The organism is Brevundimonas sp., from assembly GCF_024711105.1.
GTDB lineage: Bacteria > Pseudomonadota > Alphaproteobacteria > Caulobacterales > Caulobacteraceae > Brevundimonas.
In genome coordinates this window covers 1-15,736 of sequence record NZ_JANJTL010000127.1, presented here as the reverse complement: position 1 = coordinate 15,736, position 15,736 = coordinate 1, and the positions used below count along the sequence as shown (strand labels likewise).

The following is a 15,736-nucleotide window of genomic DNA, read 5'->3' as shown; positions in this document are numbered from 1 at the left end:
CGCTCGACATTTGCAAACTAATGCAAGTTTTGGGGGCCAAACAACCACATTTTTGTCACACCCGAGGCAAAAAAGCGCTTGCAGCCCTCCGAAAGACAGCGTTGTCATACCCTGTCGCCCGCGCAGCGGCGCGGATAAAAATGAAAAAATCGTGGGAGCACTCTTTTGACAAATTTTATGCAAAAGTTTGCAAACATATGGGAGGCGGTGGGCCGAGGGCGCACCGCCGCGGTGATGGCTGCGGGGGTGGCGGCCGCGCTCCTGAGCACCCTCCCATCCGACGCCCTGGCGCAGGCGCGGGTTTCCTCGCCGTCTGGCGAGGTCGTGGTCGAGGTGTCCCGCGACCGCGACGGACGCGTGTTCTACGAGGTTTCCAGGGCGGGGCGACGGATCATCTCGCCGTCTCGCCTGGGTTTCCTGCTTGTCGACGCTCCCAAGCTCGAACGCGGATTGGAAATCGCGGGAACCACAACTCGCACCCATTCCGAGGTCTGGGAGCAGCCCTGGGGCGAGAATCGATTTGTCGACAACAGCTTTTCGGAGCTGCGCGTCCAACTCCTGGAGCGCGGCCCTCTAGCGCGACGGTTCGACGTCGTGTTCCGCGTCTACGATGATGGGCTCGGCTTCCGCTACGAAGTCCCGAGGCAGGATGAGCTGCAGACGGTCCGGATCGCTCAGGAACTGACGGAATTCGCGATCGCCGAGGAAGGCACGGCCTGGTGGATCCCGGCCTACGAATGGAACCGCGAGGAGTATCTCTACAACACAACACGCATCGATCAGGTCGGCACAGCCCAGACGCCGATGACCGTGCGGTTTAGCGATGGTCTCCATCTGGCCTTTCACGAGGCCGCGCTCGTCAACTACTCGGCGATGAACCTTGCGCGCGCTGAGGGGCTGCGCTTCCGGGCCGATCTGACGCCGGGGGCGGGCGAAGCCGCCGTGGTGGTCGAAACGCCCTTCGTCACGCCTTGGCGGACGATCCAGATCGCCCCCACCGCGGCCGCCCTCTACCAGTCAGCGGACCTGATCCTGAACCTGAACGAGCCAAACCAACTCGGAGACGTGTCCTGGATCGAGCCGGGGAGGTACATCGGCATCTGGTGGCAGATGCACCTCGGGACCCACACCTGGGGGTCGGGACCCCATCACGGCGCCACCACCGATCCAACGCGCCGCTATATCGACTTCGCGGCGGAGCATGATTTCGCGGGGGTGCTGGTCGAAGGATGGAACGTCGGCTGGGACGGCGACTGGTTCGGGAACGGCCAGGACATGGACTTTACACGCCCCTACCCTGACTTCGATCTCGAAGGCCTCGCGGCGTATGCAAGGCAGCAGGGCGTGCGTCTGATCGGGCATCACGAGACGGGAGGCAACGCCGCGCACTACGAAGAGCAGATGGAAGCGGCCTTCGACCTCTACGCCCGGCTGGGAGTAGCGGTGGTGAAGACGGGGTACGTCGCCGACGCGGGGCAAGCGCGCGTCAGGGGCCCCGACGGAGAAATCCTGTTCGCCTGGCATGAAGGACAGGACATGGTGCTGCACCACCAGCGCGTAATCGAGGCCGCCGCCCGTCACCACATCGCCATCAACGCCCACGAGCCTCTGAAGGACACGGGTCTGAGGCGGACCTGGCCTAACATCATCAGCCGCGAGGGCGCGCGGGGCATGGAATACAACGCCTGGGGCAACCCGGCGAACCCGCCCGAGCACGAGGCCAACCTGTTTTTCACGCGCCTCATGGCCGGCCCCATGGACTTCACGCCCGGTATCTTCGGCATGGAAACCCGCTCGCCCGGAGGCGTAGCATCCACCTGGGCCAAGCAATTGGCGCTCTATGTCGTGATCTACAGCCCTATCCAGATGGCGGCGGACCTGCTGGAGAACTATGAGGCCAACCCCGGCCCGTTCCAGTTCATCCTCGATGTCCCGACCGACTGGCACGAGACACGTGTCCTGAACGGCGAGGTCGGCGACTTCGTCACGGTGGTCCGCCGGGACCGACGGTCGGACGACTGGTACCTCGGGGCCGTCACGGACGAGAATGGCCGCAATCTTGAGATCGCGCTCGATTTCCTGCGGCCCGGCGTCAGCTATCGCGCCCAGATCTATCGCGACGGGCCCTCGGCGAGTTGGGAGGGCGTGCGCGAGGACATCATCATCGAAGAACGCGTGGTGACAGCCTCCGACCGGATGACGCTCGCCCTGGCCCCCGGGGGCGGTCAGGCTATCCGCTTCACGCCGGTCGGAGCCGACCAATGATCGGCCGCAGAACTCTCCTGGGCGCGGCCCTGACCACGCCGTTTCTAGCGGCCGCGGCGAGGTCGCAGGATCTTACAGCCGCCGTGGTCGCCGGCGGGACGGTCATCGACTGGATGGGGGTGGAGTCCGCCCATGTGCAGCCGCGCAACGTGACCGTCTGGCTGCCGCCAGGCTACGGCGTCGGCGACGCCCGGCATCCCGTCCTCTACATGCACGACGGCCAGAATCTCTTTGACCCCAGCCGGGCCCCGTTCGGAGAGTGGGGCGTGGATGAGCACCTGGTCCGCCTCATCGACAAGGGTGAGGTGCGCGCGCCTATCGTGGTCGGCGTCTGGAACACCCCGCTTCGTCGCCAGGAGTACGTTCCGGCAGATCTCATTCGCGCCTTGCCGGCGGCGACCCGTTCCGAGCTCCGCGCCCTTTACGGCGGCGAGCCGCTCTCGGACGGCTACCTCCGCTTCCTTGTCGAGGAGCTGAAGCCGCGGGTGGACGCGAGCTTCCTCACCCTGCCCGGCCGTGACGACACGGTGATCTCGGGTTCCAGCATGGGGGGGCTCATTTCGCTCTACGCTATGATGAAACACCCGGAGGTGTTTTCAGCCGCGGCCTGCCTCTCGACCCACTGGCCCCTGCGCATCGAGGGGCTGGACGCTTCGGGGCTCGAAGCCTTCCGGGAGACGCTGGTCGAGACGTGGACGCGCGTGGTGCGCGAAGGTCTGCCCGCCGGGTCCGACCACCGCCTCTATTTTGATCGCGGGGACGAGACGCTTGATCAGTTCTACGCCTTCTTCCAGGACCGCATCGATTCCACGGTCCGTCAAGCCGGATGGGGGCCGGAGCGCTTCACCAGCCTCGTTTTTCCCGGCGCGGAGCACAACGAGGGGGCATGGAACCAGCGCCTGGACGTCCCTCTGATCTTCCTGCTCGGCGCCCGCCAAGGAGCCCAATCATGAGCCTGCGAGCCTTCCTCCTCCTCGGATGTTCGGCGGCCCTGCTGAGCGGCTGCGCCAGCGCGCGCGCCTTGCTGAACCTGGATCCGCCGCCCATCCCGTCAGGCGTCGCGCCCGCCGCGGGCGACCAGCCCGTCACACGGTGGGCCTATGCGGCCAAGACCGCGGTCGGCGCATCCTACGAGGCCTACGTCGATGGCGAATACCGCGACGGGGGGCCGACCGGCGCGGTGTCCCGTGTCTGGTTCTCCGTCGCCGACGGGGTCCTTACGGAAACGATGTACGGCCTGGTGCACGAGGCGCAGATCCGCCGCATGCGAATTGCGGTGCGCACCGCGTCGGGGCTGGTCGTGGAGGGCGACGGCACGACTGCGACGACGGAGTACCTCCACACCGACTCCGAGGGGCGGCCGCTCTCCCCGGCGTATCGCATCGTCACGCGCGATCCTGAGGGGCGGGTCGAGATTGAAAAGCGGGTTTTCACCGACCCGGACCGCCAGTCTCTGGTGCTGCGGGTCACCGTGCGTTCGCTGGGCGGCGACGAGGTCACGCCCTTCCTGCTTCTCGAACCACACATGGCCAACACCGGAGTCAACGACGCCGGGTCCGCCTCGACAGTGGGCCTGAACGCGGATGAAGGAGGCGTTCATCTGACCTTGGCTCCCTCGCGTCCTTTCGAACGCGCTTCAGTCAACTGGCTCGCTGACGCCGAAAGCCTCGCCGATCTGAGAGACGGCGTCCTCAGCGAGGGTTACGCCACGACCGGAGCCAACCGCGGCCCGCTCATGCTCAGCGCCCAGCTGGAAACCACGTCGAGTGAGACGACCTACGACCTCGCGATCGGCTTCGGCGCGACGGAGGACGCCAGCCGAGCCGCCGCCAGCGGCTCGCTCTCGACCGGCTATGACGAAGCCCTCGCCCGCTACAACGGAGAGGGCGATCGCACTGGATGGGAGGACTATCTGGCTTCCCTCGACCAGCTGCCGCGCCTGTCGCGCCAGGCCGAAGACGGGGGCCGACTACTATATGCGTCCGCGCTCGCCCTGAAGGTCCAGGAAGACCGCACCTACGCCGGCGCCCTCATCGCGTCCCTGTCCAATCCATGGGGAGACACCGCATCGGCGGATCGGCCCGCGACTGGCTACAAGGCGGTCTGGCCGCGCGACTTCTACCAATGCGCCATGGCGCTCGCGGCGCTGGGCGACCGGGAAACGCCGCTGGCTGCGTTCCGCTACTTGCCGCGCGTGCAGGTCTCGGCGTCCACGCCTGGTTATCGCGGCGGCGCGACCGGGTGGTTCCTACAGAAGTCCGAGGTTGACGGCACGCCGGAGTGGGTCGCGGTGCAGCTCGATCAGACGGCCATGCCGATCATGCTGGCCTATCGCCTGTCGCAGTTCGGCTGGCTGGACGACGAGAGCCTGCACGCCAGGTGGGACAACATGCTCCGCCCGGCCGCCAATTTCCTGGTCGCCGGCGGCGACGTGGATATCGATTGGAACACCAACACCATTCGCCCGCCCTTCACCCAGCAGGAGCGTTGGGAGGAGCAGGGCGGCCATTCGCCCTCGACGACCGCCGCCGTCATCACCGGGCTAATCGCGGCCGCCGAACTGGCTGATCGTGTAGGCGACACGGAGGCCGCGTCCCAGTACCGGGAGACGGCCGACCGCTATGAGACCCAGATCGAGGCCCTGATGTTCACCACCGAGGGCTCGGTCGGCGACGGTCGGTATTACCTGCGTATCAATACCGACGAGGATCCGAATAACCATTCGCGCGTCGAGAGCCGCAACGGCCAGGACACGGTCGCCGAGGACGCAATGATTGACGCGGGCTTCCTTGAGCTGGTGCGCTACGGTGTGCGTCGGGCCGACGACCCGCATGTGTTGGAGTCCCTCGCGGAAGTGGACGGAGTCGATCGCCCTGACCTCACCCGCATTCGCTACGACTTCACCTGGGCAGGCGTGGAGGGCCGTTTCCCCGGCTGGCGCCGCTATGGCGTCGACGGCTATGGCGAGGACACCGCCAGCGGGTCGAACTATGGCGCTGGCGACCAGATGCGCCCCGGCCAGCGAGGACGGGTCTGGCCGATCTTCACTGGTGAACGCGGGCATTACCAACTGGCGCTCGCCCTGCTCGACGGCGTCTTCACCGAGACGGAACGGGCCGCGATCCGCAGTCGCTATGTGCGAGCCATGGAACTGTTCGCCAACGACGGCCTGCTGATCTCGGAACAGGTCTGGGACGGGGTCGGCGTGGCGCCGCCTCACGGCTACCAGCGTGGCGAGGGAACCCAGTCGGCGACGCCGTTGGCCTGGTCGCACGCGGAATACGTCAAGCTGCTGCGCTCGCTGGCCGACGGCGAGGTGTGGGATGGCTACGCACCGGTGCGGGCGCGGTACGGCTCGCGCTGATCAGGCGGGCTCGACCGTCGAGCCCCGCATCCGCAAGGTGAAGCCAAGCTCGCGGCTGGGCGGCGCGCCCGTGTGGGGATGAGCGGCCTCGCCGTCGATAATCATGTCCGCGGCCGCCGCGGCCATGGCGCCGATCGGTTGCGCCACGGTCGTCAGCGGAGGCCACACAGACTGGGCGGCCGGCGTGTCGTCGAAGCCCGCGATGGACAGGTCGCGCGGAACATCCAGTCCCAGCTGCCGGGCCGCCGCCATGACCCCCAGGGCCATGTCGTCGTTGGACGCGAAGACGGCGGTCGGCCGGCCCTGTCCCAGCAACGCCTCGCCCGCGTCGAAGCCCGATCGGAACGAGAAACGCCCCTGGATCATGCGGTCTGGCCTGGTCTCCAGTCCGGCCTCGCGCATCGCATCGACGAAGCCCTGGCGGCGCAGTTCGCTTGCGCCGTGGTCGGGGTGGCCGATGACGAAGCCGATGTCCGTGTGCCCCAGCGCGATCAGCTTGCGGGTCATCTCAGCCGCGGCCGCACGGTCGTCCATGGTCACGCGCGGCGACCGGTCGGGGTCGCGATTCGGCGCCAGCCGGACATACGGCACGCCCATCTGCTCCAGCACGTCCAGCACGCGCGCGTCGTCGCACACCGGCGGGGTGAGGATCACACCGTCGAGACGCAGGGCGCGGCAGGTCTCGCGCACCAGCTTCGGGAGATCGGGCGCGGCGGTGTCGACCGGTTCGATGACGAGGTGGCGCCCGCTGGCGCGACAGCGCGCCGCCGCCCCCAGCTGGACGTCCGTCACATAGGCCGCGCTGGGGTTGTCGAACAGCAGTCCGATCAGGAAGGATCGTGAACCCGCCAGGCTTCGGGCCGACTGGCTGGGGCGGTACTGCAGAGACTCGGCCACTGACAGGACCTTGGCGCGCGTCTCCTCGCGAACGTTCGGCTCGCGGTTCATGACCCGGGAGACTGTCTTGATCGACACGCCGGCCAGCCGGGCGACGTCGTTGATCGTGGCGACGCCCACGGCGTGTCCTTAATCCGAAATCATGCGCCCGTGGGCGGGGCGACCGGAGCCTCAGCCTCCGCAGCCGCCCGACGCGCGGACCATCCATAGAACGCAATCCACAGATAGCAAACCGCCGGCACGATCAGCGACAGCGCCAGGCCGACATGGTCGGCCACCCAACCCGTAAGCGGCGGGATGACGGCGCCGCCGACGATGGCCATGCAGATGAGGCCCGACGCCTGGGGCGTCTTCTCTTCCATGCCCTCGATGCCGAGCGTGAAGATGGTCGGGAACATGATGGAGTTGAACAGGCCCACCGCGATCAGCGTCCAGGCCGCGACCGGGCCCGAAGTCATCGCCGACACGAGGGCGAGACCGCCCGCCATGACCGCGCAGAAAGCGAGGACCTTGCCGGGCGCGACCCGGCCAAGCACGAAGCCTCCGATGAAACGGCCGACCATGGCGCCGCCCCAGTAGTAGGCGATCAGCTTGTGCGCCTCGTCCAGCGACAGGCCGAGCACGCGCGGTTGAGCCAGGTAGTTGGTCAGGAAACTGCCGATGGCCACCTCCGCGCCCACGTAGACGAAGATCGAAACCACGGCGAAGGCGAGACGCGGCCGCTTGAGCAGGGAGAACGTCTCGCCCAACCCCGGCGCCCGTTGCGCTTCCGGCAGCGTGGCCTTCTTGCGCAGGAGCCAGAACAGCACCGCCATCAGGATCAGGCCTGTTGCGATGGCAAGGAAAGGACCTTGGACGTGTTGCGCGCCCTCCAGGCGGAAGGCCGCGAGTTGCTCGGGGGAAAGCGTCGCGGGATCCGGCGTCTCGCCCGCCTCGCGCAGGATGAAGGCCGCGCCTACGAACGGGCCGACAAAGGTCGCGAGCGAGTTGAAGAACTGAGCGAAGGTGAGCCGGCTGTGCGAGGTCTCGGGTCTGCCCAGGAGCGCCATCAGCGGATTGGCAGCCACCTGCAGCAGGGTGATCCCCGAAGCCATGATGAACAGGGCCACCAGGAACGTCGCATAGACGCCGATCTGGGCCGCGGGAGCGAACAGCAGGCAGCCGAACGCCATGACGATCAGGCCGACGACCACAGATTTCAGATAACCGATGCGGCTCAACAGGGCCGCGGCCGGCAGGGACACGATGAAATAGGCCGCAAAGAAGCACGACTGCGTCAGCGCCGCTTCGAGGTAGGTGAGCTGGAACAGGCCGCGCAGCTTGGGAACAAGCGCGTCGATCAGGACCGTCGCAAATCCCCACGCGAAGAAGAGCGCCACGACCAGCGGAACGAGCAGCCGCACCCCTCCGCCCCTGGCATGACCCTGCGCGCCGCCGCCTGCGATTTCCATGATGCCCCCCCGATCCCGACTAGCGGGTTTCGGCGACGCTACCAGCGTTGACAGCGCTGTCAACGGCGCTGAGCAAGGGCCGCGGCAGACCTCGCCAGCCGGGTTATCCCCGCCCAGTCGCCCGCATCGATCAGCGGCTTCGGAGCCACCCAGCCGCCGCCGACGCAGAGGACGTTCGGCAGGGCCAGGAACTCCGGCGCCGTGGCGACGTCGATGCCTCCGGTCGGACAGAACCGCGCATCCGCGAACGGGCCCGCCCAGGCCTTCAGCATGGCCGTCCCGCCGGCCGGGACCGCCGGGAAAAACTTGAACGTGGATAGTCCGGCCTGAAGTCCCGCCATCAGTTCAGAGGCGGTGGCGACGCCGGGCAGCAAAGGTATCGCGTCGGCAGCCAGGATGTCCGGGGTGAGGCCGGGACTGACGGCGAATTTGGCGCCCGCTTTGGCGGAGCGTTCCACGTCAGCTGCGGTCAGGCAGGTTCCCGACCCGACGACCGCCTCGGGGACGTCCGCCGCAATGGCGGTGATCGCCTCGAGCGCCGCCGGGGTGCGCAGGGTCACCTCCAGGACGCTCAGCCCCCCCGCCGCCAGGGCTCTCGCCAACGGGGCCGCGTCACCGACGCGTTCGATCGTCAGCACAGGGATGACAATGGCGCGCTGCATCAGCTCGATCATGTCGTGATCCTTTCGAGGGCCCGCGCCGCGCCCAGCAGCGCGGCGTGCTTGTCGAGAATGACCTTCGTGGGAATGGCCTTCATGTAATCCGCGAACCGGCCCTTGCGCTCGAACCTTTCGCGGAAGGGGCTGGCCTTCAGGAAGTCCAGGATCCGCGGTGCGATACCGCCGGCGATATAGACCCCGCCGCGCGCGCCAGTGGTCAGGGCCACGTCACCCGACACCGCTCCGAGGATGGCGCAGAAGCGCGCGAGGGTGGCCCCACAGGGGCTACGCCAGTCCTCCAGCGCCTGCCGAGTGATCTCGGCGGGATCGTCCGCCGAAGTCTCGCGGCCTTCGATCTCCGCCAGGGCCCGGTGCATGTTCAACAGACCCGGACCGCAGATCAGGCGTTCGATCGAGACCCGGTCATAGCGCCGGCGGAGGATGCGCAGGATCTCGTCCTCGATCGGGTCGCCGGGCGCGAAGCAGACGTGCCCGCCCTCGCCCGGCATGGCGATTTCGCCGCCGCGTCCGTCACGAACCAGCGCCGAGACCCCGAAACCGGTTCCAGGTCCAAGCACGGCGACGGTGCAGTTCGGGTCGCCTGCATCCGGCCCGCCGAGCGAGGCCAGGTGGGCCTCCGAGACGCCGGGGGCGCCCCAGGCCAGGGCTTCGAAGTCGTTGATGAGGCGAGCCTGCATCAGACCGAGCGATTCCAGCTCGCTCTCCGACACGCGCCACGGCGAGTTGGTCAGGTCGATTTCTCCGTTCCTGACGGGTCCGGCGACGGCGAGCACCGCATAGTCCGGACGAACAGCCTGCGCCTCGAGGTAGTCGCGCACGGCCCCGAGGAAGGTCGGGTGCGTCTCGGCCGGAAAACTCTTCTGCTGAGCCAGGGCGAACCGGCCGTCGCTCCAGGCCGCGAGCGCGAAGCGGGCGTTGGTGCCTCCGACGTCGCCAACCAGCGCGAGCGTGCCGTCCTTCATGGTCATGGACTCTCCCTCGCGTCAGGCGTCGACGGCGCGGTCGACAATATTCGGGTTCGGCGGACCGTCCGCGCGCGGCTGGTCACCGGCGCCAACCGCGGTCGAGAGCGGACCGAAACAGACTGACGCCCCCTCCTCCGCGGTCGAGACGGAATGGCGGAACATGGCGAAAAGTTCGCGCCCATAGCCCCAGGAGGAGCCCTCGGCGTGGGCGTCGCTTCTCAGGCTCGACGGCCGTGCTGAGATATCGCCGGCGCCGATCGTCGTCAGGACCCCGCGCTCCGCGTCCAGCCGGATGACGTCACCGTCCCGCACATGGGCCAACGGACCGCCGGCCAGGGCCTCCGGCGAGACATGGATCGCCGCCGGCGTCCGGCCTGAGGCTCCCGACATTCGGCCGTCGGTCACGAAGGCCACCTTGAAGCCCCTGTCCTGAAGCACCGAAAGCGCGGGCGACAGGCTGTGCAGTTCCGGCATGCCGTTGGCGCGCGGCCCCTGGAAGCGGAGGACGACAATCACGTCGCGGTCCAGCTTGCCCGCCTTGAAGGCCTCCAGCGCCGCTTCCTGGCTTTCGAAGACGGCCGCGGGCGCCTCGATGACGCGGTTCTCGGGCTTGACCGCCGAGACCTTGATTACCGCCCGGCCGAGATCGCCCTGCACCAGCCGCAGGCCGCCGTCTTTCTGAAATGGATCGTGGGCGGGTCGCAAGATGTCCCGGTCGAGGCTTTCGGCGACGCCGTCACGCCAGACCAGTTCGCCGTCGACCAGGCTCGGTTCCCGGAAATAGGCCTCGAGCCCGTGCCCCATCACCGTCTCGACATCGGCGTGCAGATTGCCGCTGGCCACAAGCTCGCGTGTGATGAAGGCCGGTCCGCCCGCAGCCTGGAAGGCGTTCACGTCCGCCGAACCGTTCGGATAGACCCGGGCCAGGAGCGGCGTCGCCGACGACAGGTCATCCATGTCTGTCCAGTCGATGATCACCCCGGCCGCCCGGGCCATAGCGATCAAATGAATCGCGTGGTTGGTCGAGCCCCCCGTCGCCAGCAGGGCCGTGATCATGTTCACGATGGTCCGCTCGTCCACCACCCGCGCCATGGTGCCCCGGCCTTCCCGGGCCAGCCAGACCGCCTGCTTCGCGGCGGCCGCCGTCAAGGCGTCGCGCAGGCCGCTTTCCGGATGGACGAATGCGGTGGACGGCATGTGCAGGCCGGCGACCTCCATCATCATCTGATTTGAGTTGGCCGTGCCGTAGAAGGTGCAGGTCCCCGGCGAATGGTAGGACGCCACCTCGCTCTCGAGCAGGGCCTGCCGATCGATCAGCCCCTGGGCGTAGAGCGCCCGCACCCGCGCCTTTTCGGCGTTCGGTATGCCTGAGGGCATCGGGCCGGCCGGTGCGAACACCACGGGCAAGTGGCCGAACGCCAGCGCGCCCATGAACAGCCCGGGCACGATCTTGTCACAGACACCCAGCATCACAGCGGCGTCGAAGGCGTCATGCGTCAGGGCGATGCCAGTCGACATGGCGATCAGGTCACGGCTGAACAGGCTCAGCTCCATGCCCGGACGGCCTTGGGTCACCCCGTCGCACATGGCCGGCGTGCCGCCCGCGACCTGGGCGGTCGCTCCCACGTCGCGCACCGCTTGCCGGATCACAGCCGGGAACCGCTCGAACGGCTGGTGCGCAGACAGCATGTCGTTGTAGGCCGTCACGATCCCGATATTCGGATCCCGGCCGCCCATAGCCCTTAGCTTGTCCTGGACCGGACTGCCGGCGAAGGCGTGGGCCCAGTTCGCGCAGCTCAGCTTCGCGCGCCCGGGCTCCTCAGCCGACGCAGCGTCCATCCGGCGCAGATAGTCCGCGCGCGTCTCCCTGCTGCGTTCGCGAATTCGGTCCGTGACGCGCGCCACGACGGGATTGAGTGAGGTCATTGCGCCGCCTCCGTCCAGATCACGTGCAGTCCAGGCGCCGATGCGATCAGAGCCGCGACGGGCTGAGCCTCGGGATCGCCGCCGGCTTCTCGGTCGAAGACCGCGCGCTTGGGGGCGCCGGAGAGGGCGAGGACCACGCGCCGCGCTTCCCTCAGCCAGGCGAGGTTCAGGGACAGACGCTCCTGAGGAGGCGCCGAGCCATCGCGCCCCGGCGGCACGCCCAGCACCGTCCTTCCGGCCGATGGGTCGAGCAGCGACTTCAGAGTAGGGCTGCCCGGAAACATCGAGCAGATGTGGCCGTCCTCGCCCATGCCCAGCAGGATGGCGTCCAACTGTTCCACGCGACCGTCCAGCAGGCGAGCGGCGAGCAGCGCCGAGCGGTCGACCGTGGGCGCGCCCTGGGCGAGGCCGACGAACTCCGCCTCGGCGGCCGCCCCTTTGAGCAGCGTCCGACGCAGCAGGGCTGCGTTCGACGCGGGATCATTCTCCGGCACCCAACGCTCATCCACCAGGGTCACAGTCACGCGCGGCCAGTCCAGTGACGATCGAGACAGGCGCTCGTAGATCGGCGACGGCGTCGATCCGCCCGCACCAGCGATCGCTGCGCGACCCCGCTCGTTCAGGCCGGCTTGCAGCGCCTCGGCCAGAAGTTGGGCGCCGATCTCCGCCCAGGCATGCCGGCTCGGCAGGACCTGGATGTCAGTCATGGCCTATGTTCCAACGCCGCCCGCTCCGGGCCAGCAGCATGTCCGCCTCGGACGGGCCCCAGCTCCCGGCGACATAGGTCCGTGGCTTGAGGCGGGCGTTGGCCCAGGCCTCCGAAACCTCGTCGACCCACTTCCAGGCTTGCTCGGCCTCGTCCCGGCGCACGAACAAGGTGGAATCGCCGCTCAAGGCGTCGAGCAACAGGCGCTCATAGGCGATCCGTCGCCGCGGCTGACGCGCCTGCTGGTCGCCTTGGCCCCAGGACAGCGACATCCGGATCGGCTGGAGCTGCATCTGCCTGTCGAGGCCGGGCTGCTTGTTCATCACGGTCAACGAAATGTCTTCCTCGGGCTGCAGCTCGATAACCAGCCGATTGGCCTGCAGGTCCCCACGCCCGTGGTCGAAGATGGAATGCGGCACCGGCTTGAACTGGATCACGATCTCGGTGCGCTTCTCCGCCAGCCGCTTTCCGGTGCGAAGGAAGAAGGGCACGCCCGCCCAGCGCCAGTTGTCGATGTCCGCCCGGATGGCGACGAAGGTCTCGGTGTCAGACGGCCCGCCCCGCTCCTGCAGGTAACCACTCGCGATATCCCCATCGCTGATGCCGGCGACATACTGACCCCGCACCGTCGAGCGTTCCGCCTCCTCCGGCGTGATGGGACGCAGGGAGCGCAGCACCTTGACCTTCTCGTTGCGCACCGAGTCCGGCTCCAGGTCACTGGGCGGCTCCATCGCTACCAGGCACAGCAACTGAAGCATGTGGTTCTGCAGCATGTCGCGGAGCGCTCCGTACTCGTCGTAGTACGGCCACCGGTCGCCGACGCCGACCGTCTCCCCGACGGTTATCTGGACGTGGTCGATGTTCTGGCTGTTCCACAGCGGCTCGAACACGGTGTTGCCGAAGCGCAGTGCGATCAGATTCTGGACCGTCTCCTTGCCGAGAGAGTGGTCGATCCGGAACACCTGGCTCTCGTCGAAGGCCCGGCCCACGGCGTCGTCGATCTCGCGGAACGTCTCCAGATCCCGGCCGACCGGCTTCTCCAGGAGGATGCGGCTGTTGGAGCGCGCCAGCCCCGCCGCTTTCAGGGCCTCGGCGATCGACGCATACAGGGTGGGCGAGACGGCGAGGAAATAGATGGGCTGCGACACCGCCGGAATCTGGTCGGCCAGCGGCTTGAGGCCTGCAGCGGACGTGGCGTCCAGCGCCAGATAGGTCAGGCGCGAGGTCATTCGCTCGAAGGCGTCTCCTTCTGTCGCCGCCTGGCCGATCGCCTTGCGGATGCGATCCAGGAAGACGGCCCGTTCCTCTTCCCGGCGCGAGATGGCCCAGATGCTCAGGTCGTCCGGCAGCAGGCCGTCCCGCTCAAGCCAGAACAGGGACGGCAGGAGCATGCGCAGCGACAGGTCTCCGCCGCCGCCGAAGAGGACGAGATCTCTCATGGCGCCTCCCAATGACAGCGCTGTCATACCCTGTTATGTAGCGCTGTCCAAGGTGAAGCGGAGGCAAATCCGCGGCCGGGAGGGGACCCATGTCGAACGCCGAGCTGAGCATCGCCTTCTTCCTGCAGATGGCGGTGACCGTAGCCGCCTGCCGCGTCGTTGGCGGCCTGGCGAAGAGGTTCCTCGGCCAGCCGCAGGTCGTCGGCGAGATGATCGCCGGCGTGATCCTGGGACCGTCGCTCCTGGGGTTGCTGGTTCCCGACCTGCAGGCGACGCTGTTTCCGGAGGATCTGAGGCCAACGCTGTTCGTGGGCGCCCAGTTCGGGGTGGGTCTTTACATGTTCCTGGTCGGCCTGACCTTCCGACGGGATCATTTCCGCATGAACGCGGCCAGCGCGGCGTCGGTCTCCATCGCCGGCATGGCGGCTCCTTTCGCCGTGGCCGTCGCGGTCACCCCTTGGCTGCTTGGCCTCGGCCTGTTCGGTGAGGGCATCGTGCTGTGGCAGGCGACCCTGTTCATGGGGGCCGCCATCTCGATCACGGCCTTTCCGATGCTGGCCCGGATCATCCACGAGCGAGGCCTTGCCGGCACCCCGCTCGGGTCTCTCGCCCTGGCCGCCGGCGCGATCGACGACGTGGTCGCCTGGTGCGTGCTGGCGATCGTACTTGCCAGTTTCGGCGCAGGCCCAGAGGTCGCACTAAAGGCGATCATCGGCGGGGGTCTGTTCGCGGCGTTCATGCTCCTGATCGCGCCGCGCCTTCTCCAGAGGCTGGGCGATCATGCGGAACGGCGCGGCGAGGTCGACCTCGGCATGCTGGCCCTCGTCCTGATGCTCTACATGCTCAGCGCTTGGGCGATGGACGCCGTCGGCGTCCACGCGGTCTTCGGCGGCTTCGTGCTGGGTATCGCCATCCCCCGCGGCCTGTTGGCCGACGAACTCCGGCGTCAGCTGGAACCCTTCGTCGTGGTTCTCCTGCTCCCCATGTTCTTCACCTTCTCGGGCCTCAACACGCAGCTGACGCTGGTCAACACCGTGAGCCTGGCCGCGGTCGCCGTCGTGATTGTGCTGGGCTCGATCGCCGCCAAGGGGCTCGCCTGCTGGGCCGCCGCCCGGCTCTCGGGGCAGGACAACCGCACGGCCGCCGGCGTCGGCGCCCTGATGAATGCCCGCGGCCTCATGGAGCTGATCATCATCAACATCGGCCTGGCCCACGGCATAATCGGACCCGAAGTCTTTTCGATCCTGGTGGTCATGGCGATCGTGACCACCCTGATGGCGACGCCGGTCTTCAATCTCGTCACCGCGACGCACCACAACCGCTGAGAGCGTCATGAAAGGCGCGCCAGTGGCCTATCGGGCAGGACGGTACTATCTGGCCCTCATGAGCGAAGATGACCACTTCATGGAGACGCCCGCCGGCGACCAGGTCATCGCCTACGGCATGGACCTCCAACCCGTTTCGACCGCCAAGGTTTCAGCCCGCGCGGCCCCAGGACAGTCGGAACATTCGTCGGGCCCGCAGGCTTTCCGGCGGTGGACGGCGCGCTGGACGAAATTCTCGGATGGCTGAACGGCGAGGGTGGCCTTGGCCCCTCCCTGGTTCTGTTCTCGCTGGCAGCGGCGGCGGTGTGGCATGCCGGGACCCGGCTGGCCCGCTACGCGGACCGCCTCGCAACCGCGACCGGGCTGGGTGGGGCCGTGGTCGGACTCGTCGTGCTGGGCGGGGTCACGTCGCTGCCTGAGATCGCGACCTCGACGACGGCGGCGTTGTTCTCCGGGCCGCAGCTGGCGGTCAACAACCTTTTGGGCGGGGTCGCCTTCCAACTGGTGGTGCTGGCCGTGGCCGACGCGGTGACCGGGCGCGAGGCCCTGACCTCGCGAATTCCGCGGCCCGACGTTCTGGCCTACGCCGCCATGAACGTCCTGTTACTGTCGATGGCCGCCGGCGTCGTGGGGGGGGGCGAGCTCGAGGGGGTGGGTACGGGGGTTGGGCGGGGCGCGCGGTGCGTGGGCGCGGGCGATGGAGCCGGTGGGTGGGTGG

At 67.9% G+C, this 15,736-nt stretch carries 13 protein-coding genes; 6 read left to right on the top strand and 7 right to left on the bottom strand.

Annotated elements, in window-relative coordinates; translation table 11 throughout:
* Window positions 1-177: 177 nt before the first annotated feature.
* The 3 genes from Q0M60_RS09385 to Q0M60_RS09375 are packed head-to-tail and all read left to right on the top strand — an operon-like array spanning window position 178 to window position 5,629.
* Window positions 178-2,265: a glycoside hydrolase family 97 protein gene (locus Q0M60_RS09385; protein WP_296818582.1), complete on the top strand. Its 2,088-nt coding sequence runs from the start codon at window positions 178-180 to the stop codon at window positions 2,263-2,265.
* On the top strand, window positions 2,262-3,218 hold the full coding sequence (locus tag Q0M60_RS09380) for an alpha/beta hydrolase-fold protein (protein ID WP_296818580.1): 957 nt from the start codon (window positions 2,262-2,264) through the stop codon (window positions 3,216-3,218). The genes Q0M60_RS09385 and Q0M60_RS09380 overlap by 4 nt, the downstream gene beginning before the upstream one ends.
* A complete protein-coding gene (locus tag Q0M60_RS09375; protein ID WP_296818578.1) occupies window positions 3,215-5,629 on the top strand; it encodes a glucan 1,4-alpha-glucosidase in 2,415 nt (804 codons plus the stop codon). The genes Q0M60_RS09380 and Q0M60_RS09375 overlap by 4 nt, the downstream gene beginning before the upstream one ends.
* Here the strand turns inward: Q0M60_RS09375 and Q0M60_RS09370 are convergent, their stop codons facing one another.
* Genes Q0M60_RS09370 through zwf form a run of 7 tightly spaced genes read right to left on the bottom strand, consistent with a single transcriptional unit; the run spans window position 5,630 to window position 13,693 of the window.
* A complete protein-coding gene (locus tag Q0M60_RS09370; RefSeq protein ID WP_296818576.1) occupies window positions 5,630-6,646 on the bottom strand; it encodes a LacI family DNA-binding transcriptional regulator in 1,017 nt (338 codons plus the stop codon).
* Window positions 6,647-6,666: 20 nt separating this feature from the next.
* On the bottom strand, window positions 6,667-7,977 hold the full coding sequence (locus Q0M60_RS09365) for a sugar MFS transporter (protein WP_296818574.1): 1,311 nt from the start codon (window positions 7,975-7,977) through the stop codon (window positions 6,667-6,669).
* 59 nt (window positions 7,978-8,036) lie between these two features.
* Window positions 8,037-8,651: a bifunctional 4-hydroxy-2-oxoglutarate aldolase/2-dehydro-3-deoxy-phosphogluconate aldolase gene (gene eda / locus Q0M60_RS09360; RefSeq protein ID WP_296818572.1), complete on the bottom strand. Its 615-nt coding sequence runs from the start codon at window positions 8,649-8,651 to the stop codon at window positions 8,037-8,039.
* Window positions 8,648-9,625 carry a glucokinase gene (gene glk / locus Q0M60_RS09355; protein ID WP_366855774.1) on the bottom strand — a complete coding sequence of 326 codons (978 nt, stop codon included), beginning with the start codon at window positions 9,623-9,625 and terminating at the stop codon, window positions 8,648-8,650. The genes eda and glk overlap by 4 nt, the downstream gene beginning before the upstream one ends.
* A gap of 15 nt (window positions 9,626-9,640) precedes the next feature.
* A complete protein-coding gene (gene edd / locus Q0M60_RS09350; protein WP_296818570.1) occupies window positions 9,641-11,548 on the bottom strand; it encodes a phosphogluconate dehydratase in 1,908 nt (635 codons plus the stop codon).
* Entirely contained in the window at window positions 11,545-12,255 is a 711-nt protein-coding gene (pgl, locus tag Q0M60_RS09345) for a 6-phosphogluconolactonase (RefSeq protein ID WP_296818567.1), read from the bottom strand. Before pgl ends, edd begins: the two co-directional genes overlap by 4 nt.
* The gene (gene zwf, locus Q0M60_RS09340) at window positions 12,248-13,693 is read right to left on the bottom strand and encodes a glucose-6-phosphate dehydrogenase (RefSeq protein WP_296818565.1); all 1,446 of its coding nucleotides are present in this window, start codon (window positions 13,691-13,693) and stop codon (window positions 12,248-12,250) included. The genes pgl and zwf overlap by 8 nt, the downstream gene beginning before the upstream one ends.
* 89 nt (window positions 13,694-13,782) lie before the next feature.
* Between zwf and Q0M60_RS09335 the strand changes: the two genes are divergently transcribed.
* From Q0M60_RS09335 to Q0M60_RS09325, 3 genes are all read left to right on the top strand, one after another.
* Window positions 13,783-15,018 carry a cation:proton antiporter gene (locus Q0M60_RS09335; protein ID WP_296818563.1) on the top strand — a complete coding sequence of 412 codons (1,236 nt, stop codon included), beginning with the start codon at window positions 13,783-13,785 and terminating at the stop codon, window positions 15,016-15,018.
* A 7-nt stretch (window positions 15,019-15,025) separates the two neighbouring features.
* Entirely contained in the window at window positions 15,026-15,265 is a 240-nt protein-coding gene (locus Q0M60_RS09330; protein WP_296818561.1) for a hypothetical protein, read from the top strand.
* Window positions 15,229-15,736 (top strand): hypothetical protein (locus tag Q0M60_RS09325; protein WP_366855771.1); only part of this gene is annotated, 508 nt, incomplete at its 3' end. The genes Q0M60_RS09330 and Q0M60_RS09325, both read left to right, overlap by 37 nt.

Coding starts and splice junctions, on each gene's coding strand:
- Q0M60_RS09385 (WP_296818582.1), top strand. CDS start 178: ATGCAAAAGTTTGCAAACATATGGGAGGCGGTGGGCCGAGGGCGCACC.
- Q0M60_RS09380 (WP_296818580.1), top strand. CDS start 2,262: ATGATCGGCCGCAGAACTCTCCTGGGCGCGGCCCTGACCACGCCGTTT.
- Q0M60_RS09375 (WP_296818578.1), top strand. CDS start 3,215: ATGAGCCTGCGAGCCTTCCTCCTCCTCGGATGTTCGGCGGCCCTGCTG.
- Q0M60_RS09365 (WP_296818574.1), bottom strand. CDS start 7,977: ATGGAAATCGCAGGCGGCGGCGCGCAGGGTCATGCCAGGGGCGGAGGG.
- eda (WP_296818572.1), bottom strand. CDS start 8,651: ATGATCGAGCTGATGCAGCGCGCCATTGTCATCCCTGTGCTGACGATC.
- glk (WP_366855774.1), bottom strand. CDS start 9,625: ATGACCATGAAGGACGGCACGCTCGCGCTGGTTGGCGACGTCGGAGGC.
- edd (WP_296818570.1), bottom strand. CDS start 11,548: ATGACCTCACTCAATCCCGTCGTGGCGCGCGTCACGGACCGAATTCGC.
- pgl (WP_296818567.1), bottom strand. CDS start 12,255: ATGACTGACATCCAGGTCCTGCCGAGCCGGCATGCCTGGGCGGAGATC.
- zwf (WP_296818565.1), bottom strand. CDS start 13,693: ATGAGAGATCTCGTCCTCTTCGGCGGCGGCGGAGACCTGTCGCTGCGC.
- Q0M60_RS09335 (WP_296818563.1), top strand. CDS start 13,783: ATGTCGAACGCCGAGCTGAGCATCGCCTTCTTCCTGCAGATGGCGGTG.
- Q0M60_RS09330 (WP_296818561.1), top strand. CDS start 15,026: ATGAAAGGCGCGCCAGTGGCCTATCGGGCAGGACGGTACTATCTGGCC.